This is a genomic window from Natrialba chahannaoensis JCM 10990 (genome assembly GCF_000337135.1).
GTDB classification, from domain to species: Archaea; Halobacteriota; Halobacteria; order Halobacteriales; family Natrialbaceae; genus Natrialba; species Natrialba chahannaoensis.
Window position 1 is genome coordinate 16,309 of the sequence record NZ_AOIN01000100.1, and the last position, 26,937, is coordinate 43,245.

General features: G+C 55.3%; 20 protein-coding genes and 1 pseudogene. 15 read left to right on the forward strand and 6 right to left on the reverse strand.

Annotated elements, in window-relative coordinates:
- Nucleotides 1-35: 35 nt before the first annotated feature.
- Entirely contained in the window at nt 36-1,049 is a 1,014-nt protein-coding gene (locus tag C482_RS19540) for a succinylglutamate desuccinylase/aspartoacylase family protein (RefSeq protein WP_006169551.1), read from the forward strand.
- A 106-nt stretch (nt 1,050-1,155) separates the two neighbouring features.
- Here C482_RS19540 and C482_RS19545 read toward each other — a convergent pair whose 3' ends face one another.
- Entirely contained in the window at nt 1,156-1,890 is a 735-nt protein-coding gene (locus C482_RS19545; protein WP_006169552.1) for an SDR family NAD(P)-dependent oxidoreductase, read from the reverse strand.
- A gap of 128 nt (nt 1,891-2,018) precedes the next feature.
- Nucleotides 2,019-2,474 carry a hypothetical protein gene (locus C482_RS19550; protein WP_006169553.1) on the reverse strand — a complete coding sequence of 152 codons (456 nt, stop codon included), beginning with the start codon at nt 2,472-2,474 and terminating at the stop codon, nt 2,019-2,021.
- A gap of 422 nt (nt 2,475-2,896) precedes the next feature.
- Between C482_RS19550 and C482_RS19555 the strand changes: the two genes are divergently transcribed.
- Nucleotides 2,897-4,879, forward strand: coding sequence for an archaea-specific SMC-related protein (locus tag C482_RS19555; RefSeq protein WP_006169554.1), 1,983 nt, complete (start codon nt 2,897-2,899; stop codon nt 4,877-4,879).
- Between the two features lie 160 nt (nt 4,880-5,039).
- On the opposite strand, the gene rdfA is transcribed toward C482_RS19555, so the two are convergent.
- From rdfA to C482_RS19575, 3 genes are all read right to left on the reverse strand, one after another.
- A complete protein-coding gene (gene rdfA / locus C482_RS19560) occupies nt 5,040-5,663 on the reverse strand; it encodes a rod-determining factor RdfA (protein WP_006169555.1) in 624 nt (207 codons plus the stop codon).
- A gap of 449 nt (nt 5,664-6,112) precedes the next feature.
- The gene (locus C482_RS19565; protein WP_006169556.1) at nt 6,113-6,868 is read right to left on the reverse strand and encodes an IclR family transcriptional regulator; all 756 of its coding nucleotides are present in this window, start codon (nt 6,866-6,868) and stop codon (nt 6,113-6,115) included.
- Between the two features lie 446 nt (nt 6,869-7,314).
- A complete protein-coding gene (locus tag C482_RS19575) occupies nt 7,315-8,478 on the reverse strand; it encodes an acyl-CoA dehydrogenase family protein (RefSeq protein ID WP_006169558.1) in 1,164 nt (387 codons plus the stop codon).
- A 658-nt stretch (nt 8,479-9,136) separates the two neighbouring features.
- Here C482_RS19575 and C482_RS19585 point away from each other — a divergent pair.
- The 5 genes from C482_RS19585 (at nt 9,137) to aglF (ending at nt 16,088) form a co-directional block, all read left to right on the forward strand.
- Nucleotides 9,137-10,024, forward strand: coding sequence for a 3-hydroxyacyl-CoA dehydrogenase family protein (locus C482_RS19585; protein WP_006169560.1), 888 nt, complete (start codon nt 9,137-9,139; stop codon nt 10,022-10,024).
- Complete coding sequence (locus C482_RS19590) at nt 10,021-10,848, forward strand: enoyl-CoA hydratase/isomerase family protein (protein WP_006169561.1); 828 nt, start codon at nt 10,021-10,023, stop codon at nt 10,846-10,848. The genes C482_RS19585 and C482_RS19590 overlap by 4 nt, the downstream gene beginning before the upstream one ends.
- A gap of 395 nt (nt 10,849-11,243) precedes the next feature.
- Nucleotides 11,244-14,351, forward strand: a complete 3,108-nt coding sequence (locus tag C482_RS19595; protein ID WP_006169562.1) for an FAD-binding and (Fe-S)-binding domain-containing protein — start codon at nt 11,244-11,246, stop codon at nt 14,349-14,351.
- 69 nt (nt 14,352-14,420) lie between these two features.
- Entirely contained in the window at nt 14,421-14,714 is a 294-nt protein-coding gene (locus tag C482_RS19600; protein WP_006169563.1) for a hypothetical protein, read from the forward strand.
- Nucleotides 14,715-15,332: 618 nt separating this feature from the next.
- On the forward strand, nt 15,333-16,088 hold the full coding sequence (gene aglF, locus C482_RS19610; protein ID WP_006169564.1) for a UTP--glucose-1-phosphate uridylyltransferase AglF: 756 nt from the start codon (nt 15,333-15,335) through the stop codon (nt 16,086-16,088).
- A 92-nt stretch (nt 16,089-16,180) separates the two neighbouring features.
- On the opposite strand, the gene C482_RS19615 is transcribed toward aglF, so the two are convergent.
- Nucleotides 16,181-16,699: a DUF7342 family protein gene (locus tag C482_RS19615; protein ID WP_006169565.1), complete on the reverse strand. Its 519-nt coding sequence runs from the start codon at nt 16,697-16,699 to the stop codon at nt 16,181-16,183.
- Between the two features lie 396 nt (nt 16,700-17,095).
- Between C482_RS19615 and C482_RS19620 the strand changes: the two genes are divergently transcribed.
- From C482_RS19620 to C482_RS19650, 8 genes and pseudogenes are all read left to right on the forward strand, one after another.
- Nucleotides 17,096-18,415: a nucleotide sugar dehydrogenase gene (locus C482_RS19620; protein WP_049897020.1), complete on the forward strand. Its 1,320-nt coding sequence runs from the start codon at nt 17,096-17,098 to the stop codon at nt 18,413-18,415.
- Nucleotides 18,415-19,527 (forward strand): glycosyltransferase family 2 protein, encoded by a 1,113-nt coding sequence (locus C482_RS19625; protein ID WP_006169567.1) that lies wholly within the window; start codon nt 18,415-18,417, stop codon nt 19,525-19,527. The genes C482_RS19620 and C482_RS19625 overlap by 1 nt, the downstream gene beginning before the upstream one ends.
- Nucleotides 19,524-20,648: a glycosyltransferase family 4 protein gene (locus C482_RS19630; protein ID WP_006169569.1), complete on the forward strand. Its 1,125-nt coding sequence runs from the start codon at nt 19,524-19,526 to the stop codon at nt 20,646-20,648. Before C482_RS19625 ends, C482_RS19630 begins: the two co-directional genes overlap by 4 nt.
- A gap of 15 nt (nt 20,649-20,663) precedes the next feature.
- Nucleotides 20,664-21,623, forward strand: a complete 960-nt coding sequence (locus C482_RS19635; RefSeq protein WP_006169570.1) for an ATP-grasp fold amidoligase family protein — start codon at nt 20,664-20,666, stop codon at nt 21,621-21,623.
- A gap of 276 nt (nt 21,624-21,899) precedes the next feature.
- A complete protein-coding gene (locus tag C482_RS21410) occupies nt 21,900-23,513 on the forward strand; it encodes a hypothetical protein (protein WP_152422060.1) in 1,614 nt (537 codons plus the stop codon).
- A 100-nt stretch (nt 23,514-23,613) separates the two neighbouring features.
- Entirely contained in the window at nt 23,614-25,110 is a 1,497-nt protein-coding gene (locus C482_RS19640; RefSeq protein WP_083858660.1) for a lipopolysaccharide biosynthesis protein, read from the forward strand.
- Nucleotides 25,111-25,262: 152 nt separating this feature from the next.
- Nucleotides 25,263-25,788: pseudogene (locus C482_RS19645) on the forward strand (transposase); the annotation flags it as partial.
- A gap of 127 nt (nt 25,789-25,915) precedes the next feature.
- The gene (locus C482_RS19650; RefSeq protein ID WP_006169575.1) at nt 25,916-26,902 is read left to right on the forward strand and encodes a GDP-mannose 4,6-dehydratase; all 987 of its coding nucleotides are present in this window, start codon (nt 25,916-25,918) and stop codon (nt 26,900-26,902) included.
- The last annotated feature ends 35 nt before the right edge of the window (nt 26,903-26,937 follow it).

A 26,937-nucleotide genomic window follows, 5' to 3' on the forward strand; every position in this document is an offset into this window, starting at 1 on the left:
GCACCTACATACAACAGGCGGTGGTAGCGTGGTGCATGACCGAGACGGAGCATACGTCGGAGACGGTGACGCTCGCACGGCTCCCATCAGGTGTCTCGCTTACGACGACGGTTCACACCTATCGTCCTGCCAGTGCGGACGCCGACACGGCTGCCGACGCCACCACTGCAGGGTCGCCGACACTGTACATCCAGGCCGCCCAACACGGCCGCGAGGTGAACGGCACCGAAACGCTGCGGCGATTTCACGAGCGGCTCCTGGAGGTACCCCTGTCGGGGACCATCGTCGCCGTCCCCGTCGCGAACCCGCTCACCTTCGACCGTGTCTCCTACACCGCTCCAGAGACCTTCGACAGTGTCAACAGCAATATGAACCGGGTCTGGCCGGGAGATGCTGACGGCAGCCTCCACCAGCGCATGGCTGCCACGCTCTGGGAGTACGTGACACAGGCCGATGCGATCGTCGACCTCCACACTGGCAGTCCAGACATGTACCCACACGTCGTCTACCGCGAGGGCGACGACCGCGCCCGCGAACTCGCTTCCGCGTTCGGGACCGACCTGCTTCTCTCGGAAGAGGCAAACGACGACGCCTCCGAGGAGTGGCACCGTCGCGGGTTCGCCGGCAAACTCCGTGTCGCAGCCGCTGGGGAGGACATTCCAGCGGTCACACCCGAACTCGCACACAATAAACAGATCGTCGAGAGCGCCGTCGAAACCGGCGTTGATGGACTGTTCAACGTCTGCCGTACACTTGAGCTCCTTCCAGGAAATATCATCGATCACGACCAGACCGTTGCCCGAAACCACCTCGGAAAGGTGACGACACCCGAATCCGGCCTGTTCCGTCCCGAGCCGGCACTCGAGTTAGGTGACCTCATCTCGGCGGGGACGACCCTGGGAACGGTGTTCGATCCGGCGACATACGAGCCGTTGGTGACGGCGACGACGGAGCGAGCGGGACTGTTGTACGCGCTTACGAAGGAAGCGACTGTTGTGGAGGGAGAGGCGCTTGCGAGTGTTGCACTGGTTCGAGAGTCGGAGAACTGATGAGAGCGACGTGGTGCAACGGGAACTGGTTGTGGTATGATGTGGTGTGATGTGGTGTAACGGAAACTGGATCGCAGTATGGTGAAACGGTACCCACGTAACAGCGTTACGCTGAGAATCCGCCGTCGACAACCAGTCCGTGGCCAGTCACGAACGACGCTTCGTCACTCGCGAGGAAGAGAATCGCGTCGGCAATCTCTTCGGGCGTGGCGAGTCGTTTCAGCGGGTACTCCTCGGTCATCTGCTCGCGCGCTGCTTCGGGGTCGTCTTGAGTGGCGAGATACTGATCGAGTAACTGCGTTTCGGTGAAGCCCGGACAGACCGTGTTCGCGCGGACGCCGTAGGGGCCAGCCTCAGCCGCAACGGCACGGGTCATGTTCAGGACCGCACCCTTCGTCAGCGAGTACGCTGCCTGCTTCGGGAGTCCAAGGAGACTCGCCAGCGAACCGACGTTGACAATCGAACCGTGGCCCTGCTCTTTTACGTACGGCAGTGCGGCGTGACAGCCGTTCCAGACGCCGTTGATGTTGACGTCGACGACGAAATCACGGATGGATTCGTCGATGGTTTCTAGGCTGCCGCCGGGGTGGCCGGTACCGGCGTTGTTGACTAGCACGTCGAGTCCGTGCTCGGCGACGATTTCGTCGATCACGTTGTGGAACTGCTCGGCGTCGGTCACGTCGAGTTTGTAGAACGCGGCGGAGTCGCCTGCCTCTTCGATGGCCTCGGCGATGGCCGCTCCATCGTCGTTGATGTCCGCGACGATGACGTGTGCGCCCTCTTCGGCACACCGCTCGGCGGTTGCCTGTCCGATCCCTGCCGCTGCACCGGTGATGACCATGCTTTGTCAACAAGCCACATGGATGCGCCATCACTCGGGCTACACATAAACTCGTTCGTTATTTCACCACCAAAAATTTTCGTTGTTCAGTAATAGCACCCATTCAAAAAACAATGGTGGCGAGGGCGCTAGAGACAGTTGGGTCGTTCACCACGACCCCGACGGGACGGTGCTGACAGCGTCTCACGATCGACACCCAGTTTGTCTTGGGTGCCAGCAGAGACGTCCACAGCATCGATATCACAGGGTCGCTCCGGGAGGATTCGATAGTCAATGAGTTCGTCGTCCGCGATGATGACGGCCAAAATATCGGTCTCTGAAACGGTGTCGAACTCCGATCGCGGAACGACCAACTCGTCGACGAGCTGGCCGTCCTCCTCGAGTAGCAAGACGACGTGTTCACCGTCGACGATCCGGTCGACGACGGCAACGTACCGTTCGGTATCGGCAGGTCCATCGGAATCTGTGTCGGATTGCGCACTGACGAATCCGAAGACACTTGCACCGCCGACTATCAGGCCGGTTGCGAGCGTGGTCAGCGTTCGGAGTGCAGTGCGTCGCGATAGCGTCTTTTGTGAAGCCATAAACTCACTGGCCTCGCTATCGTATATAAACTATAGCCCAAAATAGATCAAGTACTGTTAAGTAGCATTAAAGTGAGGAGTAGAATCTAATACGATATATATTAATGTACCCCAGTCGATACATCTCCAAAATAATCAGAATGGTTATTTTTAGCACCAGTAGCGATCTCCTTTCACACTTGCTCTGGGAGAGCCGTTCCTGATTGTATGGCCCTCTCAGCGGCCATGAATGAATTTCTGCTGTTCCCTGTACGCGATACTCGGGATGGCAACCCCAATACATAATATAACTATACAAATATACTTTTAGTATATTTTAGAGATGGCTACGGGAAGTCGTCAGTTCGTCACTCAAGGATCCACCGATAGCCCCATCACTCCCCTCCAAAGGTTTATCACTCGGCTAGGAAGTTATTCCAATGATGGCTACACAGGAGCCGATTGCCCACAAGGCGCAGTTACGGGCACAGAACATCGGAGGGATTGATGAGACGACAGTTGAACTCGAGTCGGGTATAACCGTCCTCGCCGGGCGAAACGCGACGAACCGTACGTCGCTTCTTCAGGCGTTCATGGCCGCCCTCGGCGGCAAATCGGCCTCGCTCAAGGCCGACGCCGAGGAGGGGTACGCCGAACTCGAACTCGACGGCAAGACCTACACCCGGACGCTCACTCGCTCTGGCAACACCGTCGTCACTGACGGCGATCCCTATCTCGACGATCCGAAACTCGCCGATCTCTATGCGTTCTTACTCGAGTCCAACCCGGCTCGACGCGCCGTCACGATGGAGGACGACTTGCGTGAGATCATCCTCCGACCAGTCGACACCAACCAGATCGAACGCGAAATTTCGCGGCTGACCGACGAAAAGAACGAACTCTCGAGTGAACTCGACCGTCTCGAGTCGCTCAAGAACGATCTCCCGGGGCTCGAACAGGAACGCACCGATCTCCAGAACAAAATCGAGGACAAACGCGACGAACTCGAGACCGTCAAAGAGGCCATTGAGGAGGCCGAAGCCAGCGCCGACTCCCAGCAGGAGGGCCAGGACGAACTCGAGGAAAAATTGAGCGAACTTCGCGAGCGCCGCTCCGCACTCGAAGATATCCGCTTCGATCTCGAAACCGAACGGGAAAGTCTCTCCGCGCTGCGCGAGGAGCGCGAGGAACTCGAGGACGAACGCGCGGAGCTTCCCGATCTCGACTCGCTCGATCGCGAGGAGGTTGACAACGAGATCGACCGCCTCCAGCGCCAATCACAGTCAATTGACGGTGTTATCAGCCAACTCCAGAGCATCGTCCAGTTCAACGAAGAGATGCTTGAGGGATCACATCCCGAAATTCGGCAGTTGCTGGCCGACGGGGACGAACACCGGTCGGACGCCGAATCCCTCACCGATCAGCTCGTCGAGGACCAAGAAACTGTCCGCTGTTGGACCTGCGGGACACAGGTTGAACGCGAGGAGATCGAGGGCACAATCGAGCGCCTGCGCGACCACCAGGAGACGAAACTGGCAGAGCGCGACGACCTCGAGGATCGGATCGAATCGCTTCGTACTGAACGCCGCGAGATCAACCAGACGCGCCAACGGCACGAACGCGTCGACCGCCGACTCGAGTCCGTCAGCGACGAGATCGACCAGCGCGAGGCCCGCCTCGACGACCTCACCGACCGCCGCGAGGAACTGGAAGCCGAAATCGACGTGCTCGAAACGGAAGCTGCCGAACTCGAGGCCGAATCCGACGACGAGAGCGAGGACGACGAAGAGAGCCTCCTCGATCTCAACCGCCGCGCGAACGAACTCGAGTTCTCCCTCGGACGACTCGAGCGCGACCTCGAGACGACGACCGAGCGCATCGAGGAGATCGAATCCGACCTCGACGAACAGGAGCGCCTCGAAGAGCGCCGTGAGGAAATCCGCGAGGAACTCGAGGAACTCCGCACGCGAATCGACCGGATCGAACGCGAGGCCGTCGAATCGTTCAACGAGCACATGGATGCCGTGCTCGAGGTACTCGAGTACGACAACATCGACCGGATCTGGATCGAGCGGGTCGGGAAGACGGTTCGCGAGGGACGACGGAAGGTCGAACAGACGGCATTTGACCTGCACATCGTCCGGAGTACGGCAGATGGGCGGACCTACGAAGATACGATCGACCACCTGAGCGAGAGTGAGCGTGAGGTGACGGGCCTGATCTTTGGGCTCGCAGGCTATCTCGTCCACGAGGTTTACGAGGAGGTGCCGTTCATGCTGCTCGACTCACTGGAGGCACTGGATTCGAACCGAATCGCGTCGCTCGTGGAGTACTTCGAGTCCCACACCGACTTCCTGGTCGTGGCCTTGCTGCCCGAGGACGCGGCGGCTATCGACGACGAATACGACCGCGTGACTGAGATTTAAGGCTCACCGGATAGGTACCGTAACACCAGTACTGGTGTTATGGGTTCAGTATACGAAACAGTTCGCCCGTTGTTTGCAGTTATGGATTGAGGATGCCACCATGTTCGTTGAGCAACGGGACGGAGGCATGTGCGGTCGCCACCAGTCTGTCCGCCAGTCGTCAGGGCTCATAACAGTCACACGAACCTGCATCCAGCAAGTCCGCTACGTCGTACTGCTTTCCACAGCGCTCACAGAGTACCTGTACATCTGCAAAAACCCGGTGCGGGCCTACTTGGAGTTGGTCGGTATCCTGGAGTCGATCAAGTTTGCTCTCCGTGACGGCGACCGTCCGCTGGCGAAGGCCATCGATCGTCCGAGCTATCGTCGTCGCGTTCGTTCGCTCGGTGGCCGACGGTGGTGTGGCGTTTCGATATCCGGTCAGATACGACCGAATCGCGCCGTAGGAGACGAACTCGTCAGCGAGCGATGCCACGTCAACGCCCTGGCGCTCGAGTCGGCGCTCGATCTGCGTTCGTTCACCACGGCTCCCGGTATCGCCCGCGAGTAGCGAGTAGAGCTGTGAGACGTCGTCGGTGACCGTCTCGACCCCGGCGTCGGCGAGTGCCGCCCGTAACAGTTGTTCGTTGAACCAGTCTGCAAGCGACCGCAAGCTGTCATCGGTCTCGGGGTCCGTCCAGCGACTCTCGAGTTCCCCGCCGATTCCGGCGAGTTCCTGCTCGTACTCGGCGATGAGGCGGGCAACTTTCGGCTTCGGTCCTGGTGTCGACGATTCGTCGGTCATAGCGAGGGAGCATCCCCCAGTGCTGGTGACTGACGCGCGCGCTGACCCCATCCGTGTCGATTATTCCCGTGGTCCATCGTTTGCGACGACTTTCGGTCAGTCGCCGAAAGTCGTTTCGGTGATGGCACGTCCATCCCAGAACACAACTGTTCCGCATGCCGGACACTTTCCCCAATAGATGGGGACAAGTGTAACAGGGCGACTAGCGGTCACAGGCAGTCGGTGGTTCACAGTCCGACACTGTGAGAACCCGTTTCGTATGTCGAAGTTGGATAGGACAGGATGCGTTTCACTCGGTCAGTGCGTGACGTTCGTCTTCGTCTGGGATCGACTGACCGTCTGTTCCGCAGAAACGCAGAAAGGCGGAAAGGCAGAAAGTCGGGTTACGTGTTCCTCGGACAGAACCTGAATGTGGACAGAAACCGGATACTGCAACCAGTGCCTGCAGATCAGCTGTACGCCAGCGTCACTTTGATCTCGCCCGCCTTATCCCAGAGGCGATGTGGCAGTTCCTCGTGGACGTACTCGTCCTTGAATCGGCTCGTTGGTCCGAACACACTCAGCGCGCCGAGCAGCGTTTCGTCAGGCGTATGGACCGGGACGGCAACACCGCGGAGGCCGGACATGTGCTCTTCGTTGTTCACCGCATAGCCGCGCTCGCGGGTCTTCTCGAGTTCGGCGTAGAGTTCGTCGGGATCAGTGATGGTGTTGTCCGTGCTCGGATCTAGTCCAACGGCGTCAATGAACTCGGCGACTGCATCGTCGTCCCACTCCGAGAGGATGGCCTTGCCCGCGGCCAGCGAGTGAAGCGGTCGGCGCTTACCGATCATCGTACCAGAGAGGCTGCCGTACCGGTGGATGTAAACTCCTTCGTACTTTTCTTCGACGATGAAGCCAGCGCGCTCGTCGGTTTCCTGGCCGAGTTCGAATACCTTCCGTTTCGCTGCGGTGTAGCCCGTCCTGCGGTTGCGGGCCTGTTCGCTGATTTCGAGGAACCGAAAGCCGACGAAGTACGCACCGTCGCGTTCGACGACGTAGCCGAGGTCCACGAGCGTCGAGAGGTGGCGATAAATGGTGCTCTTGGTGACGGTCGTTCGTTTCGTGAGTTCCGTAATCGTCAGTCCGTCCTCGTCCGCGAGTGTTTCGAGGAGTTCGAACGTCTTACGGGTCGTGGAAACCCCCACGTCGTCTCGGTCAGTGCTCATAGCAGCGCGTTCCGGTGGCGCACGCATGAATGTTCCGGAGAATAAAACAAGTCCACCTCAGTGTGAAACAGACTGTGTCGAACGTGACGGTTGTACCTGTTTACGATCAGTGATGGCTGCTAGCTTACCGTACTTATGTTACATGATGACGTCACTGTCCCGCTCAGTGAACGACCTGCCTTCGTGTATCGGAATCGACCAACTCACGTCCTGCTCACATCGATACAAACAACCCAGCGTCTCGAATACGTAGTTGTCCTCGTAGCTGGTTGTCGAGATCGTCGCACTCACCACCTCGTTCGATTCGTCGTATTTCAGTGCGTGCAACGAGTGGACCACTGACCAGAAACGGATTGTCGCTGGAAGAAGGCGGTGTGAGAGAACGTGGAGAGAGAAGAACGCAACCGACAGCGATGTGAGACGGCAGTGCTGGAACCGGTGTTTGCTTACTGGTAGGCTTTGATACCGGTCAGTGCCTCGCCGAGCACCAGCGTGTGGATGTCGTGGGTGCCCTCGTAGGTGTAGACAGTCTCCATGTTCGCCATGTGGCGCATCGGCGAGTAGTCCGTCGTGATGCCGTTGCCGCCGAGCATCTCGCGGGCGACACGGGTCTGGTCGCGAGCCATTCGAACGTTGTTCCGCTTGGCCATCGAGACGTGCTGTGGCTGCATGTCGCCGCGCTCTTTGAGTTCGGCCAGGCGGTAGGCGAGCAGCTGAGCGAGCGTGATCTGGGTCGCCATCTCGGCGAGCTTGCGCTGTTGGAGCTGGAATCGGCCGATCGGACCGCCGAACTGTTCGCGATCCTGGGCGTACTGGCGAGCCTCTTCGAACGCGTCCCGGGCTGCGCCGATCGCACCCCAGGCGATGCCGTAACGGGCCTGGGTGAGACAGGAGAGTGGCCCCTTCATACCGGTGACGCCCGGGAGGACGTTCTCTTCTGGCACGTGGACATCGTTCAGACCGATCTCGCCCGTGATCGATGCACGAAGCGAGAGCTTCTCGGTGATCTTGTTCGTCGAGACGCCGTCGCGGTCCGTCTCAACGAGGAAGCCGCGAACGGGGTTGTCCTCAGCCGAGCGGTCACGCGCCCAAACGATGGCGACGTCCGAGATCGGAGAGTTGGTGATCCAGGTCTTTGAGCCGTTGATGACGTAGCCGTCGCCGTCGGCTTCGGCGTAGGTTTCCATGCCAGACGGGTTCGAACCGTGTTCGGGCTCAGTGAGTCCAAAACAGCCGACGGCCTCGCCCTGGCCGAGTTTCGGGAGCCACTCTTCCTTTTGTGCCTCGCTGCCGTAGGCGTGGATCGGGTACATGACAAGCGCACCCTGCACAGAGGCCATCGAGCGCAGTCCCGAGTCGCCGGCCTCGAGTTCCTGCATCAACAGGCCGTAAGCCGTCTCGGAGACGTTCGGCGAGCCATACCCTTCCAGATTGGGTGCGTAGAAACCGAGCTCTCCCATCTCGGAGATCAGTTCGGTCGGGAACGTCCCCTCCTCGAAGTGCTCGCCAATATCGGGCTTGACGTGCTCCTCGACGAACTCCCGGGCAGTGTCCCGGATCAACCGTTCTTCCTGGTCTAAATCCGCTTCGAGCTGAACGAAATCCAGCATAGATTGAACATCAGCCAACGGGAGCATATATATTGTGGTTTGCTTATTACACACACGCGTACGCCCGGACTATGCGAGGTTTTACAGGGAAGGTGAAAGTTCCGTCGGGCGGGAAATCGGGAGCCTCGTCGGAGGCCGGACAGACGAGCAGCGAGTCGTGACACACCGTCACTGTGACCGCTTGCCAACCGGATTCGCCGTCCGTCAGTTCCAACCGGGGTTCGTTGAACGCACGCTGTGTCGCGGACGAGAGGTCAGTAACTGCCGTCGCGTTCTCCCTGTCGAAATTTGCTTCAGCAACCATCAAGTGGGACGTGTCAGTCAAGTCGGTGGCGACGCCGTAGCTCTGGGACTCAAGTGGGACGTATAGTAACAACTGCAACTATTTACACACTGATCGCACAGTTGCCGTGCGATCAGGTGTGCATTGACTTGCAGTGGCTACTATAGTACACACCGGTGATGTCACCAGTGCGCCCGGCAGCAAAATCCTGACGAGGAAGGCTACGATCAGGAGGGCGCGGGAGTTCATTGGGTGTCTGTTGTGTATAACTGGCGAGTGTTTTTTACTATCTTTTCACCAGGTAATATGCAACGATCGACTGGCAAAGTGTGCGAACAGGAACGCTTTTGATCGACTCCGGTGTGGGTTTCGACCATGCAAGTCACAGTGCTCGGAGCCGGCAGTATGGGCCACGGAATCGCACAGGTGTCCGCGATGGCGGGCTACGACGTTGTCCTGCGAGACATCGAGGACGACCTCGTCGAGAAAGGACTCGAGGGGATTCGCGAAAACCTCCAGGGCGGTGTCGACCGGGACAAACTCACTGCAGACGAGATGGACGCCACACTCGGGCGTATCGAAGGCATGACCGATCTCGCCGACGCCGTCGTCGACGCTGACCTCGTCATCGAGGCCGTCCCCGAAGACATGGACCTGAAGAAGGACGTCCTCTCCGACGTCGAGGCCGAAACCGGCGAGGAGACGGTGATCGCCTCGAACACCTCCTCGCTCTCTGTGACCGAGATGGCGAGCGCACTCGAGTCCCCCGAGCGCATCGTTGGGCTGCACTTCTTCAACCCGCCGCATCTGATGGACTTAGTCGAGATCGTGATCGCCGAACAGACCAACGACCGAACCGAGGAGCTCGCGGTCGAGTACGTCCGCGAGATCGAGAAGGAGGACGTGGTCGTCCGCGATAGCGCAGGCTTTGCGACCTCCCGACTCGGCCTCGTGACGGGGCTTGAGGCGATCCGAATGGTTGAGGAAGGTGTCGCCAGCCCGGCGGACATCGACGAGGCGATGAAACTCGGCTACGGCTACCCGATGGGGCCGATCGAACTCGGCGACCATGTCGGCCTCGACGTGCGCCTGCACATTGCAAAGCACCTCCGCGAGGAACTCGGCGAGCGGTTCAAGCCGCCGCAGGCGCTGCGCCGGAAGGTTCGCGCGGGCAACCTCGGAAAGAAGTCCGGCGAGGGGTTCTACGTCTGGGAGGACGGCGAGCGCGTCGGCATGAGCGGCGAGTGGGGTGCGGACGAATGAGTGTGGACACTGGTGGACTGGCGGCAGTCGGCGAGGAACTCGAGTTGGTCTCCGTCTCAGTCGCCGAGCACGCCGAGAAGGTCGCAACGGTCGCAATCGAACGCCCTGACGCGCGGAACGCGCTCAACGGCCAGGTTCGTATCGAATTGAAGGAAGCCGTCGCGGCCGCCGAGAACGACGATGACGTACGCGTGCTCGTGCTCACCGGCGGCGAGGGCTCTGGCGCGTTCGTCGCCGGCGCGGATGTGACGGAGTTCAAAGACCGCGACCTCGTCGAGCAGCGCGAAGCCAGCAAGCGACCGCGAGTCTACGAGACCGTCGACGACGCGTCGATTCCCGTTATCGCGCGGATCAACGGCCATGCGCTCGGCGGTGGCTGTGAACTCGCCCAGGCCTGCGACGTCCGCATCGCTGCCGAGGGTTCGAAACTCGGACAGCCCGAGATCAACCTCGGTCTCATCCCGGGCGGCGGCGGCACCCAGCGCCTTGCCCGCCTCGTCGGTGAGGGCCAGGCGATGCGGCTGATCCTCTCCGGTGAATTGATCGACGCCCAGGAGGCCCACGAGATTGGCCTCGTGGACCAGGTCCACGATGCAGACGACCTGGACGACGCCGTCTACGACCTCGCCGAATCGATGGCGGCAAAGAGTCCGATCGCACTCGAGTTCGCCAAGAACGCGGTCAAGGCTGGCTCCCGGATGGGACTTGAAGAGGGGCTCGACTACGAGTCGGAGCTGTTCGTGCAGTTGTTTGCGACAAAGGATAAAGACGAGGGCATCGAGGCGTTCCTCGAGAAGCGCGAGCCGGAGTTCACGGGAGAGTAAGCAGCGTGCTGCCGTTTTCTTTATAGTAGTATTTCTTCTGATACCTCGGGCAATAGTTACCCGAGTAAATAGGTTAGGATCAAGGAGTCGACGCAGATTGAACTGTCGGCCAAGGGCACACAGGAGTGTCAAAAGCCGCGTTCAGCTGATGACTGCTATCGTCAGACGACTACACAGATTTTGGACCCTAAGAGGTCTACTCCCCCCTCACCACACCCCAATCCAGCGTTCTCGATGAGTTTTGTCCAATTGTTGACTGAGTGAGTGGTCCAGAGAAGACGTATATCTATGTTCAGACCATTATGCTCGTAATCATGATGGAGAAGCAGCCACTACCGTACGGTATCTTTCCGCAAAGGACGATCATTTAAGCCATTGACGGGCAAGGGTCAGGTATGTCTCTGGAGCCGAGTGTTGATCCGGCCGCCGACCGACGTGCGACCTACGACTATCAGAGTTCGGACGTCGATCGGCCCGCGCTGGTCGACGACCTCACGCGGCTCGTCAGCTGCGACATCCGTGCCGACTCTTACTCTCGACAGCTCTACGCGACCGACGCAAGCGCCTATGAGATGACCCCCATCGCTGTCGCCTTCCCCGAATCGACCGCCGATGTTGCGGGGATACTCGAGTACTGCGCCGAACGCGAGATCCCGGTCTTGCCCCGCGGAGGTGGGACGAGCCTCGCAGGCCAGACGGTCAACCGGGCCGTCGTGCTCGATTTCACCCGACACATGAACGCGATTCAGGAAATCGACCCTGCGGGCCGAACGGCGACCGTCCAGCCCGGGACGGTGCTCGGGACGCTGAACGAGACGCTCTCCGAACACAATCTCAAGTTCGCGCCGGATCCGGCCTGGGGCGACAAGAGCGCCATTGGCGGCGCGATCGGGAACAACTCGACTGGCTCGCACTCGCTCAAGTACGGGAAGACGGATGCCTATATCGAATCAGCGGAGGTCGTCCTCGCGGATGGCACCGTTACCGAGTTCGGTGAGGTCACCCGCGAGGAAATCGACGAACGGGCGGATCCGGAGGGTGACCTCGAGGCGCGAATCTACGCCGAAGTAGCACACATTCTGGACGAGAAAGCAGATCTCGTCGACGAAGCCTATCCGAACCTCAAGCGCAACGTTTCGGGGTACAACCTGGATCGTCTCGTCGCGGAGGACCGTGGGGCGGACCTCCCCGGTGGCGAGACCGCAGGCGATACCGGCGACCCCGGCTCCGTCAACCTCGCGCGGCTGCTCGCGGGAAGTGAGGGCACGCTTGCGGTCGTCACCGAGGCGACGGTTTCGCTCGAACCGGTGCCGGAAACGAAGGCGGTCTCGTTGTTGTGCTATCCCGACCTCCACCAGGCGATGGAAGATGTCGCACCGATCCTCGAACACAGCCCGGCCGCCGTCGAGGTGTTAGACGACGTGCTGCTCGATCTCGCGCGCGATACGGCCGAGTTCGGCCCCGTCGCCGAGATGCTGCCCGAGGGGACGAACGCCGTGCTCCTCGTCGAGTTCTACGCCGAGGATATGGATTACGGACGCGAGCAGGTCGCCAACCTCTTCGCCGACCGCTGTCCCGACGCGACCGCCGAGGGGGAGCCGGCTGCAGACGCCCCGACGACTGATGCCGACCGGCACGCGATCGACGCATTCGAGGCCTACGAGAAGACAGAACGTGCAAAGCTCTGGAAGCTTCGCAAGTCCGGCCTTCCGATCTTGCTCTCGCGCACGACCGACGAGAAACATATCTCGTTCATCGAGGACACTGCCATCCCACCCGCGAAGCTCCCCGAATTCGTCGAACGCTTCGAGGCCATCCTCGAGGAGCACGACACCTACGCGAGTTTCTACGCCCATGCCGGCCCCGGCGTACTCCACGTCCGGCCGCTGCTCAACACGAAGACGGAGTTCGGGCTCGACCAGTTACACGGCATTGCGGACGACGTGACGGACCTCGTCGTCGAACTGGGCGGCTCGGTGTCCGGCGAGCACGGCGACGGCCGCGCACGCACCCAGTGGAACCGCAAACTCTACGGCGAGGAGCTCTGGGAGACCTTCCAGGACCTGAAGACGGCGTTCGATCCCGACTGGCTCCTCAACCCCGGGCAGGTCGTCTTCCGCGAGGAGAACCCGACCGACCTGCGCGAGAACCTTCGGTTCGATCCCGACTACGACTTCGAGGCCGACTTCGAGCCCGCACTCGAGTGGGACAACGACAACGGGATGCAGGGCATGGTCGAACTCTGTCACGGCTGTGGCGGCTGTCGCGGCGAGCAGGAGACGACCGGCGGCGTGATGTGTCCGACCTATCGGGCGAGTCAGGAGGAGATCACGGCCACCCGCGGCCGAGCAAACGCGCTCCGACAAGCGATGAGTGGCGAGATGGACCCCGACGAGGCGACCTCCGATGAGTTCGTCGAGGAAGTGATGGACCTCTGTATCGGCTGCAAGGGCTGTGCGATCGACTGTCCGAGCGAGGTCGATATGGCGAAGCTCAAAGCCGAAGTGACGCACGAGTACCACCAGCGGAACGGGGCGAGCCTGCGGGATCGGCTCTTCGCGAACGTCGCGACGCTCTCGCGGTGGGGCTCACGGCTCGCGCCGCTCTCGAACGCCATAGCGTCGATTCCCGGCGCGCGCACGCTGCTGGAGGCAACTGTCGGCATCGATTCGAAGCGCCCGATTCCGACGTTCGAACCGGTGACGTTCCGAACCTGGTTCCAGGAACGCGGCGGCGCGCACGTCCCCGAAGCAGAGGCCGAACAGAAGGCAGTCGTCTACCCCGATACGTACACTAACTACAGCAATCCCGCAGCCGGGAAGGCCACCGTCCGCGTCCTCGAAGCCGCAGGCGTTCACGTCACCGTTCCCGACGGACTCGACGACACAGGCCGACCGGCGTTCTCGAAGGGTTTCCTCGAGAAGGCCCGAAAGACAGCCCGCAAAAACGTCGCCTCCCTCTCGCCGCTCGTCGCGGACGGCTGGGACGTCGTCGTCATCGAGCCCTCCGACGCGGTCATGTTCCAGTCGGACTATCTGGACCTGCTCTCGAGTGAGTCCGCGAAGCGACTCGCCGGGGCAAGCTACGGCGTCTGTGAGTATCTCGACGTGTTCCGGCTGGACGATGCGATCGACTTCGCGTCTGCTGCCGGCGCTGACGGCGACAGCGCACTCAGTCGGTCGCTCACCTACCACGGCCACTGCCACCAGAAGGCGACCAAGAAGGACCACCACGCCGTTGGCGTCCTTCGACGCGCCGGCTACGAAGTCGACCCGCTCGACTCCGGCTGTTGTGGCATGGCCGGCAGTTTCGGCTACGAGGCCGAACACGCCTCGATGAGCGACGCTATCGCGGCGATCCTGTTCGACCAGGTCGACGACAGCGACGGCGACCGCGTCGTCGCCCCCGGTGCCTCCTGTCGCAGCCAACTCGAGGGCCGCTCGAGTACAGACGACAAGCCGCTAACACCGATCGAACTCGTCGAGCAGGAACTCGATAACTGATCCGATAGCACCCTGCGAAAACGTGTTCTGTGGCCAATACCTATCACCGATTAGACTGAACGGACACGTATGCGCTCCACGCTCTCGCCGAGAGCGAGACAGGCAGTCTCCGCTACTGGTGTGTCCCTCGGTGGCATCGGTGCCGTCGCCATCGTCGCCCTCGGCGGCTGGTCCCTGGTGGCTATCGCCGTCATCTGGTTTGTTGCTGTGAGTTACGGTGCTGCCTGGCTTGCACGAACACTCGGCCGTGAGAGCGGCCAGCTCAACGAAGAACAGGCCGCACAGGCACAGCAGGCACGCCAAGAACAGGAACACCGGGATGCGCGAAGCGCCACGTATCCGGAGAACGAGAAATTCGGCTAAGGTGCAGTTCGACGCTGCAATCAGACTGGTGGTCCGCCGCTAGGAGGGTGTCCGATATATGCTGAACAGGCGCATATCACGGACTATAGTCGTTCACAGACGAAATAGGGGACTCGACGAGAAGTGCATCGCCAAGAGTAGCTTGTTCGCGCGGACTTACTGAATCAGGTCACCCAGAAGTGTATTCACTGCAGCCCGTGGGTATGGGCCGTCACTTACTGTCACGTTCTACAGGCGGGGCCGGCCGAGTGTCTCGAGGTCGTTCGGAAGAGCTTCGCTCTCTCGAACCACTTGACTCCGAGGCGATTTACCAATCTCTCCAGACCCAGACATTCCACCGCCTTCAGAAAACGGTGGGACGAAGACAGCGAGATTCCATCGGACCGATCTCAAGCTCGAATTGATTGTGTTGACAACTGCTCCGTCGAGGTCGATCGCCATAACCTCGTGTCCAGGTCCGCGAAACAGTCTTTGATTGGCGTTCCGACAGAGCCGCTGGCGATACCAGAGACGTGCATTACTGAGTATGTCTGGAGTGCTTGTATGGACTTCTGGTATTGTGCGTTAGAGATTATGTTTATCGAAACATATTTGGGGCGCTGAACAAACAACTGAGGTATGCAAGCAGTTGTTCTCGCTGCAGGGAAAGGGACGCGACTGCGTCCCCTCACGGAAGACAAACCAAAGGGACTGGTAGAAGTCGACGGTAAGCCGATTCTAACTCATTGTTTCGAGCAACTCGTTACTCTTGGAGCCGACGAACTGATCGTGGTCGTTGGCTATCTGAAAGAGAAGATTATCGACCACTACGGTGACGACTATGACGGCGTGCCGATCACCTACTGTCATCAGCGGGAACAAAACGGGTTAGCGCATGCACTGTTGACCGTTGAAGAGCATGTTGAAGACGACTTTATGTTGATTCTTGGTGATAATGTGTTTCAAGCGAATCTCGAAGATGTTGTCCGCCGCCAGCAAGAAGAACGTGCTGATGCAGCGTTCCTGGTTGAAGAAGTTCCCTGGGATGAGGCAAGCCGGTATGGCGTCTGTGACACGAACAAATTCGGCGAGGTAACTGACGTTGTTGAGAAACCCGACGATCCACCATCGAATCTCGTGATGACGGGATTCTATACGTTTACGCCGTCGATCTTTCACGCTTGCCATTTGGTACAGCCGTCGGACCGTGATGAATACGAAATCAGCGAGGCCATTGATTTGTTGATCCAGTCCGGGCGGACAATCGACGCAATTGGGCTAGAAGGATGGCGCATTGATGTTGGGTATCCCGAAGATCGGGAAGAGGCTGAACGGCGGTTGCAGGAAACTGGCAAGGATGATGGAGATAAGAAGGTAGAGATCACCTCTGACTAAGGACGGCAATTACGGTCATTGTGACGGTTGTGTAGTGCAAGGCGATTAGACCAAATTCCTTAAAACCTGTTCACGGTACTCCGATGAGATGGTCAAGGAAACTGGTCAAATGTAGTGTCACCCGAATCTGGATCACTCAGTTTGATTTCCCGAGCGCGGTTGTATCGTTGAAATTCTGCGCGAGCATTTTTCCATGCAGATAGCTCATCATCGCTGATTTTTATTGATTTTAAATCGACATCTGCAGGAGTTTCGGCCGAATATTGCTTTTGAAAGTCATGTATTTGAGTGATCAAGTCCACAATTCGGTCTTCAATCTCGTTTAAACGATTTTGCTGGGCAAGTGCTTTGACAGCCTCCCATTCGAAGTGCGCATCGTTGCGCTCGTAGGTTGGCGGAGCGTCAGTGTGCTTGATTACAACACCCAAGCTTGTGAACGACCGAAGATACTCACGAGTTAATTGCAGATCACAGTTGGCAAAGTCTGAAATTTCAGACGGGGTGATTTTACCCTCTGTTTTAGCTATAGATCGGTATATCCGTGACTCAACACTCCCTTCCGTAAATGGATCTTCGACCGGTGGTACTGTGCCGTCCGGTTCGATCTTCATCACAGTAGACACAGTATGGTCAATTGATAAATACCCTTGGATGGTTCTACATGGTGGCCCCATTGATTGTACATTATATTATAATAATATTTTATACTATTTGATGGATGAACAGTGGAGATCGCAAATTGTCAATAATGTATTTTTCACCAGGACCCATCTATAATAAGTCACCCATAGATTAAAGTCAGTAGCTATTTATATATCTATTCACTATCCAACCATAGTTGAAATAACGTAGGTGGCAACTATCGCATCTCGAAACGATATGCACAGAAATTGCCGACTATCGGACATGAATCTGGTTCGCCACACTGGAGAGATGGATGCGTACAGCAAGTACAGTAGCACCGTAGATCATAAACTGGCGCAAAAACATCAGAAAGAAATAATGGCATGAGTAAACAAGCATATAGTGACGGGGAGACCCAAGCGGTTACTGCACAGATTTGTGTGGTTGGTCTGGGGTATGTCGGACTACCACTAGCAACAACGTTCAGCAGTGCAGGACACGACGTGTGGGGTTTTGACGTTGACCCAGAGAAAGTAGCGACACTCGAAGCTGGCCACGATCCGACCGGAGACATCGGCGACGCGACAATCAGTGAGAGTGAGATTACGTTCACAACTGATGCCGGTGCGATGACTGAAGCCAACACCGTCATCGTTGCCGTTCCAACACCCGTTGACGACCTCGAAAAGCCAGACCTCGGGCTCGTTGAACAAGCCGCCAAGACAGTTGGAGAGCACCTCCGTCCTGAGATGACTGTTATCCTCGAGTCGACGGTGTACCCGGGGGCAACTCGAGAGATATTTGTGCCAGCACTTGAACGGACATCCAAGCTACAAGCAGGTGAAGACTTCGGCGTCGGATACTCACCTGAACGGGTGGTTCCCGGTGATACCGACCACGGCCTTCGAAACGTCGTCAAGATCGTGAGCGGACTAACTGATGAGACTCTGGACGATCTTGCTAACCTGTACGGAACTATTGTTAATGCTGGCGTCCACTGTGCGCCAACCATCGAGACTGCCGAGGCCGCAAAGTGCGTTGAAAACACACAGCGTGATCTGAATATCGCACTGGTAAACGAGTTAGCCGTTGCGTGTGATCACCTCGGTCTCGATACACAGGCTGTGCTTGAGGCCGCCGGAACGAAGTGGAACTTCCACGACTACCGGCCCGGTCTGGTTGGCGGCCACTGCATCCCCGTCGATCCGTTCTATCTGATCTACGAGAGCGAGCAAAACGGTTTCGCACCCGAATTGATCCAGAAAGCTCGAGAGGTTAACGAGTACGTTCCAACCCACGTCGCGAACATGACAATCAAGGCGCTCAACGAGGCCGGAAACGTGCTCCAAGATAGTCGTGTGCTGGTGCTTGGCCTTTCGTACAAGCCAGATGTCGAAGATATCCGGACATCTGCAATCAGTGGCGTCATCGATGAACTGCAGGAGTTTGGAATCGAGGTCGTCGGCTTCGACCCGCACGCGGCTAATTCGGCTATGCGCGAAGCGTTTGGAATCACTGTGCAAGAAGAACTTGAGGTCGACAAGTTTGATGGAATCGTTGTTGGGACGCCACACAGCGAGTTCCACGGCCTTCCCTTCGGGGATTTCGCGATCGAGATGAGCGACGATCCGGTGCTGGTCGATGTCGATGGAATGTTCGAAAACGAAGGACAGGAAAACGACTTCGTGTATCGGAGGCTCTGATGTATCGCGACCACTCAATTGGCGTCGTGATTCCGGCCTACAATGAGGAAGGGTTCGTCGGTGACGTGATCCGAGGAATGCCCGACTATGTCGATCGGATGTACCTGATCGACGACTGCTCGACCGACGGATCGTGGGACGAAATTCGCAAGGCCGCTCGAGACGACGCTGAAGTGTCCGAACTCGAGTATACGGGGTCACTTAGTACTGACGGCGATAGTGAAAGTACTGAAGAGCAACCAAAAACCATCACTGACGGTGGAACGTCAACACTCGAGCAACGGGCAATCGTCCACAACTCCATTGGTCGTGTCGTTCCCATCCAGCATCGTGAGAATCTTGGTGCCGGTGGTGCAATCAAGACGGGATATCTTGCAGCGCTCGAAGATGCGGTCGACATCGTGCCAACGGTTGACGGCGACGGCCAGATGGACCTCCGTCAGCTACCAAAGTTACTCGATCCGATCGTCGAGGACGAGGCCGACTACGCGAAAGGGAATCGGCTATTGTACAAGGAGTATCGGACTGACATGCCGCCGTTCCGGTTCTTCGGGAACTCTATCCTGACGTTCCTGACGAAGATCGCCTCGGGCTACTGGAAAACGATGGATCCTCAGAACGGGTACACGGCAATCTCCCACTACGCGCTGGCGAACGTCGGGATCGAGGACATGTACGAGTACTACGGGTACTGTAACGACCTCCTGGTGAAGTTAAACGCCAAGGGGATGCGGGTCGCCGACGTGGCGATTCCTGCGGTGTATGGGGATGAGGAGTCCTCAATCAACTACACGACGTACATCCGGAAGGTGTCGGGGATGCTGCTTCGGAACTTCTTCTGGCGGCAGAAAGTGAAATACCTCGTGCTTGACTTCCATCCGCTCGCGCTGTTCTACCTGTTCGGCACGGCGACGGCCGGGTTGGGGCTCATTGGTGGCCTGTGGTCACTGTACGCGAAAGTCGCGCTCGGTGATCCGTTGTTTGTCCGTGGTGCATCGAGTCTACTCCTGTTTTCGGTCGGGAGTATGTTCCTGATGTTTGCGATGCTGTTCGACATGCAGGCGAGCGAGAACCGAGAAGTGCAGATTCGCAACGCTAAGACACAACAATGAGTGATGACAACCTTCGAATTCTTCGAGTAACGGGAAGCATCTACCCGGAGGTAGTCGGTGGTGTCGGATTGCACGTTCATCACATGTCTCGTGTCCAGACAGAGATGGGCCACGACGTGACCGTCCTGACCTCCGATAACGGCAATCGATCGCTCCCTCGCAAGGAAACCCGAGACGGGTACCGATTGCTTCGGCACCGTGAAATCGCACGACCATTGGATAATACGATTATTCCGGGCGTGATTAGCACGCTTCACAATGACCTTGATGAATATGATGTCCTTCACATTCACTCTCACCTGTATTTCTGCAGCAACGTAGCTGCGCTGTTCAGTCGGCTGAGCAGTATGCCGACCGTCGTGACGAATCATGGACTCGTCTCGCAAACAGCGCCCACATGGATGCAGAAGGTCTTCAACCCGACCCTCGGAAAGTTTACCTTCGAGGCTGGGGATCGAATCCTGTGCTATACAAATACAGATAAGCAGCGACTCCAAGACCGAGGTATCGACACGGATATCTCCGTTATTCCGAATGGGATCGACTGTTCGCAGTTCAAACCAAACGGCATCGAGCCACAACAGCAGTTGTTGTTCGTAGGACGCCTGAAAGAGGGAAAAGGGCCTCACTATCTACTCGATGCCTTTGCTGACCTAGTGCTGGAGCATCCGGAGCTTTCGTTAAAACTGGTTGGAGACGGCCCGCTACGAGATGAACTCGAACAGCAAACTGTGTCGCTCGGGATTGCAGAACAAGTCGAATTCCTCGGAGAAGTTCCCAACGACGAGTTGCCAAAATTGTATAACGAGAGTCTCGCTTTCATCCTTCCGAGTCTTAGCGAAGGGTTGCCTCGAACGGTTCTTGAGGCCATGGTCTGTGAAACACCCGTAATAACCACCTCACTACCCCAATTAAAACCAATTGTCAACGGTGCAGGAGTAACAGTTGACCCAGAAAATGCTGCTAAACTTGCGGAAGCGATGCTAAAACTTATTGAGGATCCGCCACTTCGTGAAAAAATGGGTGTTGAAGGCCGGAGGAAAGTAACAGAGAACTACTCGTGGCAAAGCACTGTGGAGGAAACGATAGGAGTTTATGACCAAATATTGGAAAACAACTAAGAAGGTGTTAAAATTATGTCAAGAGTGAAAACAAAGAGTAAGTTCGAACTCGTAAGGCAGTCGTATCAGGATATGGGTGTAAAAGGTGCAATTATCAATACGTGGAAATACTTATTCCAGCATTCACCGTTCTCCTCTCATCTCGAGATGTTGCTCGGAGAAACGTACCATCAGAAGCTACTCGCGTTTCCCGCATTAGGATACTGGCCAAAAATACAAAATCCTAGGTCAGTGAATGAAAAAATAATTAACAGGAAGCTATATACCAATAATGACGTTTTCTCAACGGTAGCTGATAAGTATGCTGTAAGGGAATACGTCAGTGAGAAAGTCGGAGGGCATATTTTGACCGATGTCTATCATGTGACGGACAATCCGGAGTCAATTCCCTTCAAGGGTTTACCTGATCAGTTCGTAATCAAACCCACACATAGTTGCGGAAACGTGATTGTCGTGGATGATAAAGAGGATGTACAATATTCGGATATCATATCTCAGTGTGAAACGTGGTTAGATATTCAATACGGAGAAAATACAAAGGAGTATTGGTATTCAGACATCCCTCCAAAAATAATTGTGGAGGAGTATATCAATGAAAATGGCAGAAGAGCGCCATTGGACTATAAATTCTTCGTATTCGGGGGGGAACCGAAATGTATCCAGGTTGACTATGGGCGGTTCTCTCAGCATAAAATGAGTATTTACAATGACGAATGGGAATTAATGGACTTTAAAAAAGGGTATCAAAGAGCACCAGATATCGACGAACCGTATAATTTGGAAGAGATGGTTGATATCGCAGCCACTCTTGGTAAGGAGTTTGGTTTTGTAAGAGTTGATCTCTATAATCCGCGTGATGGTGTAATCAGATTCGGCGAGATGACTCTTGCCCCAGGAGGGGGACTCTCTAGGTTTGATCCGGTTCAAGCAGATTTCGAGCTCGGATCCTACTGGACGCTTGGGGATAATTGTTGATAGGAGAGTGTTCCAATCTATACCCGTGTATCAACTGACCGTGAATATGCGGCCATGGAGAAACATCCAACTAACTGCTCCTCTGACGGTTGATCGTGTTCGAAGTCTCTGATACCGCTTTTAGATACCTACTGGATGTACCGATGGATTCAATAAGTATTGTCCCAAGAAAGTAGTAACAATCTCAGCAGCAAACTAATGAGCCACTACATTAATATTAAGGCATGCATCTCAATTTGCCTAACTGTTCTGTCATTCTCTTTCATTGCAACACACGTGACGCAGACTCTTTATCCGTATCTGCATATTGGAACACTGTTCATCGCGATGACGATATTAACATATATCTCAATCTCAAGCGATCCAATCAATCATGGTGTGGCGGTAATTGTATTCTTTGCATCCGCTATTCGTGTAGTTGTGTTCTTACATCCAGAATCGTTGATTAGCCTTGACCCAGATTTGTATGCGTATTGGGCATCGATACTTGTGGAAAACGGTTTCGTGGAAACGATGGGTTTGGATTTTTATGAAGGAGCCCCGCTCTTTCTTATAAATATCTCGGTGACAAGTATAATCACCTCAATGTCTACCGTGGATAGCATGGTTTTATATCCGCTCGCAGCAGGACTCATTTTCCCGTTAACAACTGGCACTATTGTCAAATCGATCCGGCGACAACCATCTGCTCAATTGGTTCTTCTTTCGATGACCTTGGCTGCATTTTCCACCACTATGATGACATTTAGCTATCGTCCGAAGGCTCAACTCCACGCCACTTTCATCTGGTGCGCGATGTTCATTCTTATTTTATATACATTACAAAGTGATCAGGATGAATCCAAGTTGATTACAGCTATCGTACTCACCCTTTTATTCTCACTAGTAATAAGTCACAAACTTCCGCCTATAGTGGTGACGTTAGTTCTTTCCGTATTTTTAGGGTATATAACCCTTTCCTCAAGATGGATTCAATTTCTTTCGGGAAGATTTAAAGCTCATTTAGTAGCAATATCTGGTATTCTTGTGGTTGTTCAAATGGTGTATATTTCCGACTATCTTTCAATGGTTATTTTCAGGATTCAGAGATTATTAATGGGGATCTCAGGTGAAGGTTCGATCCAAGATCCTTCTGAGGCGATATACGCCATTCCCGGTACTGTTCCACCACTACTACCGCTCCCACAGTCATCAATGACCGTATTAGTTGTTGAAAGAAGTTACATTTTCGTACTTCTCTTACTGTCTGGTGTTGCGTGGCTAAAACTTTTCAAAGAGAAATATGATAAGCTAGGGCCGGTTATGGTTTTATCCGTTACAACAGTTACTGTCGCTCTCACACTTATTGGTGTTGGTGGAATCAGCGGAATTAACCCTTCTCGGCCGTTACTATTATCAGAGATGTTCTTGGTCGGGATGGTTGCGTGGGCCTTCTCTCCCTGGGAGAGAGACGGACGTATCTGGAGAGTTGTTCTGTGGGGTATACTGGGTGTATTCTTGATTTCACAGATATTTTCCCCGGCAGCTCTTCCAGAATATGACAATAATCCACGGTACTACTTAGACAAACCTGAGGTTGATGGGAAACTATTTGGATGCCATTACATTCCAGACACTATTCACACTGATACGTATTACGCTCAGGAACGATATCTCTACCCTGAATACTGTGATAGCTATCGTTCGTTAGATAGGGGCAACCCACCACCATTATATGACGGGTCGGTTATCGATCAGGATCATTCGTATATTGCCCATCGAACCGGAATCGAGGTATACGTGGGGCAGCACACACGGCGTATACTCACGTGGGACCCGGAACTAGAATACGATCAAGAATATAATAGAATATACGATAATGATGCAGTATTAAAATATGCCAATACATGATGAGAATTGATTGTAACAATTCACCACTGTATCTAATGTCCTGTGACATCCGTTTCGAGCGTCTCAAAGCGTTATCTGTGAGAGTCGGAGGTGCTGAATTATGACTCGATCGCTGCTCCAGGGAGTAGTATCCATCGCTGCAGGGAGACTTGGTCAGGTAATGATTGGTCTCGTTTTCATCCCATTCCTCGTTCGGTTCCTCGGCCCCGAGAAATACGGGAAATATGCCTTCATTCTCTCCGTCTTCGCAATGGCAAACATATTATTAACATCAGGAACAAATGATGCGGTTAGGAAGTTTATTTCCGAGAAAGATGATAATCGATGGCAAAATGCTGTCTTTGGGGGTGTTGCACGCCCAGCCACAATTATCGCTGTTGTAGTCGCTACGATATTTGTACTCGGAGCCAGTAGCGGATTCGTCGAACGGATACTTGGGCCAGAGTACGTCCTTTCATTTTACATTTTAAGTATTTACGCGATCGGGAGGCAATGCCGAGAATATCTCATCAGGACATTGATGGGGTTACAACTCGAAAATTTTTCTGAACCATTAAAGGTATTTCAGGACGGCTTGTTCGCTTTCCTAGCACTATCGGCAGCGTATTTCGGCTACGGTGTCGAAGGGATCCTCATAGCTGATATTGTTACGAGTTTCGTTGTTGCCACCGCTGCTGCGTTATTACTTAATAAACATCTGAACCTGAGTTCCGTTGTGTCACCGCCTGATGTCTCCCTTCCGGCGAATATCTACCCGTATATTGGATCTACAGTTCTCTTTTTTGGGTTCCTAATGTCTCTATACCATGTTGATGTATTATTATTACAATACTGGACATCTGAAACCACGGTCGGTTATTATAAAGGTTCTCTTGTGATTGTAGAGCGGCTTTGGTTTGTTCCAGTTGTAATCCAGCTGGCATTATTGCAGCGAATATCGAAACTCTGGGCAAATGATGATCTCGAAAAGATCCAGCGACAGGCGTCACAGGTGACTCGACTAGGGCTATTATTCACATTATTAGTGACCATCGGGATGGCCGCTCTCGCGGATGACTTCATCCGATTCTATCTTGGGAGCGAATTCGAACCCGCTGTGACTCCACTCTTGCTCCTTTTACCTGGTGTGATCGGGTTCGCAGCAGCGAGACCAACGCTGGCTATCAACCAGGGAAGACAATCCCTCCGGCCTCTCATCATTGCAACGGCGATGTCGTCATTGATAAATCTTCTCCTCAACACAGTATTGATTCCACACTATGGGATGTACGGAGCAGCTATCGCGACATCCTTTGGCTACGGGAGCCTTTCCCTTTTTCAGGCTATGGCGGCTCGGCACGTCGGTTACAAACCGTTCTACCACCTTCCTGTGGTAAGAATTATCGCAACCTGTGTAATAACGGCCATTCCAGTTTTTGGAATGAGTACACTGATTGGTTCGGCTCTAGTATCATTACTTGTCGTTCCGATAGTTGGACTCATAACATTCGTCGCCACTGCAATCGTAACTGGCGCGATTAAACAGAGGGAGGTTCAATACGGTGTAAACGCACTTCAATTAGTCATAACTCGTTTCCGAGATCCACGATCAGTTTGATCAGCAGGGAAGTTGAAACCAAACATCGTTCATTTTTACTCTTATTGAGCGCAGATGCAGAAGGATCGCCAGAACTTTTCCGCTATTTGAATAGACTACAATGAGTTTCGTAACCAGATTACTGGTATCGACCAACTTGAGAAGAAATTTGACAAGTGTTGCTGCGCCAGTCGGAGCAGCTACACGATCTTTCTGAGCACGCTGCGATCGACGCCACGTTCTATGGGAGAGATTGTACAAACCACCACTACTGCAAACGAACGAATTATCAGGTTCAGACGCTGAAAATTACAAAACTCGTCGATACAGCAACACAATCTGTGCTCGATCTTCACTGCTCGACGACGTTAGGGGCCAACGCAGATCTCTGTGAGCAGATCGCCCGCCAGAACGCGAGCGATCTGCGGCCTCTGGCCGCTGATAAGGGTATGACAAGCAACAACTCCGTGAACTCGATATTCGCTAACTGATCAAACACCGGATCTTCGCTCCGTACGATCACGCATACAACGTCCGAATTGACGAAGATCGGTACGCTCAGCAGTCAATGACCGAAACCGTCAACTCCGCCGCCAAGTACTCGCCGGCTATGCCGTACGAACGCATAGCTGGTATCGAAAGTTCCGTGAAATTGCGCTGGTGTGTGTGGTCTACAACATCAGACGTGCCGTCAAACAGTGGAATCTACCACCTTACAGCGATTCAACAGAGCTGACCTTTCAGTTGAAGTCACCAGAGGGAAAGCCTAGACAATTTCACAATACAACCAAATTGTTTTTATCGGTGGTCGATAGAACACTAATTGATGCACGTCCTCGTCACTGGCGGCGCCGGCTTCATCGGCAGTCATCTCGCGGAACACTTTGTCCAGCAGGGCCACGACGTTACCGTACTCGATAGCTTCGAGCCGTACTACGATCTCGGGATCAAAGAACGGAACGTCGAGGCCGCGATCACCGCTGCAGCCGATAGCGCCGGCACTTACGAACTCGTTGAAGACTCGATCACTGACGCCGACACGGTTGACGATTGTGTTACCCAGGCGGATGTGATCTATCATCAGGCCGCTCAGGCTGGCGTCCGCAAGAGCGTTGACAAACCGCAGACAGTCAACCGGTACAACGTTGACGGCACGATCGAACTCCTTGAAGCGGCGCGCCGCCACAACGTGACTCGCGTCGTTGTGGCCTCCTCGTCATCGGTTTACGGGAAACCTGAGTACCTCCCCTACGACGAGACCCATCCGACGACGCCCGTCTCCCCGTACGGTGTCTCCAAGCTCGCGACCGAACAGTACGCTCGAGTCTACAACGAAGTGTATGGACTTCCTACGGTTTCCTTGCGATACTTCACGGTCTACGGTCCGCGGATGCGGCCGAACATGGCAATCACGAACTTCGTCTCGCGGAGTCTCCATGGTGAGCCGCCAGTGATCTACGGTGATGGTTCTCAGACGCGCGACTTTACCTACATCGACGACGTGAAACGTGTTAACGCGCAGCTTCTCACTGACGACAGCGCCGATGGAGAGATTCTCAACGTCGGTTCTACCGACAATATCGATATTCAAACCCTGGCAGAGACCGTCTGCGAGGAGATCGATCCCTCCCTCAAACTCGAATACGACGATCCCCGTGAGGGCGACGCTGAACACACCCACGCTGACATCTCGAAAGCGAACGGGCAGCTGGGTTACGAACCAACGACGGATATCCGCGAGGGAGTCTCAACATTCATCGACTGGTACCGCGACAACCGGGACTGGTACGATCCGCTCGTCCGGCAGTCGTAGCAATCGAATCAAAAGGAGACTTTCTACGAGTAATT

Excerpts from the sequence above, each read along its gene's own strand:
- aglF (WP_006169564.1), top strand. The coding sequence starts at position 15,333 with ATGCAAGCAGTTGTTCTCGCTGCAGGGAAAGGGACGCGACTGCGTCCC.
- C482_RS19600 (WP_006169563.1), top strand. The coding sequence starts at position 14,421 with ATGCGCTCCACGCTCTCGCCGAGAGCGAGACAGGCAGTCTCCGCTACT.
- C482_RS19590 (WP_006169561.1), top strand. The coding sequence starts at position 10,021 with ATGAGTGTGGACACTGGTGGACTGGCGGCAGTCGGCGAGGAACTCGAG.
- C482_RS19595 (WP_006169562.1), top strand. The coding sequence starts at position 11,244 with ATGTCTCTGGAGCCGAGTGTTGATCCGGCCGCCGACCGACGTGCGACC.
- C482_RS19640 (WP_083858660.1), top strand. The coding sequence starts at position 23,614 with ATGACTCGATCGCTGCTCCAGGGAGTAGTATCCATCGCTGCAGGGAGA.
- C482_RS19585 (WP_006169560.1), top strand. The coding sequence starts at position 9,137 with ATGCAAGTCACAGTGCTCGGAGCCGGCAGTATGGGCCACGGAATCGCA.
- C482_RS19545 (WP_006169552.1), bottom strand. The coding sequence starts at position 1,890 with ATGGTCATCACCGGTGCAGCGGCAGGGATCGGACAGGCAACCGCCGAG.
- C482_RS19565 (WP_006169556.1), bottom strand. The coding sequence starts at position 6,868 with ATGAGCACTGACCGAGACGACGTGGGGGTTTCCACGACCCGTAAGACG.
- C482_RS19575 (WP_006169558.1), bottom strand. The coding sequence starts at position 8,478 with ATGCTGGATTTCGTTCAGCTCGAAGCGGATTTAGACCAGGAAGAACGG.
- C482_RS19540 (WP_006169551.1), top strand. The coding sequence starts at position 36 with ATGACCGAGACGGAGCATACGTCGGAGACGGTGACGCTCGCACGGCTC.
- C482_RS19555 (WP_006169554.1), top strand. The coding sequence starts at position 2,897 with ATGGCTACACAGGAGCCGATTGCCCACAAGGCGCAGTTACGGGCACAG.
- rdfA (WP_006169555.1), bottom strand. The coding sequence starts at position 5,663 with ATGACCGACGAATCGTCGACACCAGGACCGAAGCCGAAAGTTGCCCGC.
- C482_RS19630 (WP_006169569.1), top strand. The coding sequence starts at position 19,524 with ATGAGTGATGACAACCTTCGAATTCTTCGAGTAACGGGAAGCATCTAC.
- C482_RS19625 (WP_006169567.1), top strand. The coding sequence starts at position 18,415 with ATGTATCGCGACCACTCAATTGGCGTCGTGATTCCGGCCTACAATGAG.
- C482_RS19615 (WP_006169565.1), bottom strand. The coding sequence starts at position 16,699 with ATGAAGATCGAACCGGACGGCACAGTACCACCGGTCGAAGATCCATTT.
- C482_RS19635 (WP_006169570.1), top strand. The coding sequence starts at position 20,664 with ATGTCAAGAGTGAAAACAAAGAGTAAGTTCGAACTCGTAAGGCAGTCG.
- C482_RS19620 (WP_049897020.1), top strand. The coding sequence starts at position 17,096 with ATGAGTAAACAAGCATATAGTGACGGGGAGACCCAAGCGGTTACTGCA.
- C482_RS19650 (WP_006169575.1), top strand. The coding sequence starts at position 25,916 with ATGCACGTCCTCGTCACTGGCGGCGCCGGCTTCATCGGCAGTCATCTC.
- C482_RS19550 (WP_006169553.1), bottom strand. The coding sequence starts at position 2,474 with ATGGCTTCACAAAAGACGCTATCGCGACGCACTGCACTCCGAACGCTG.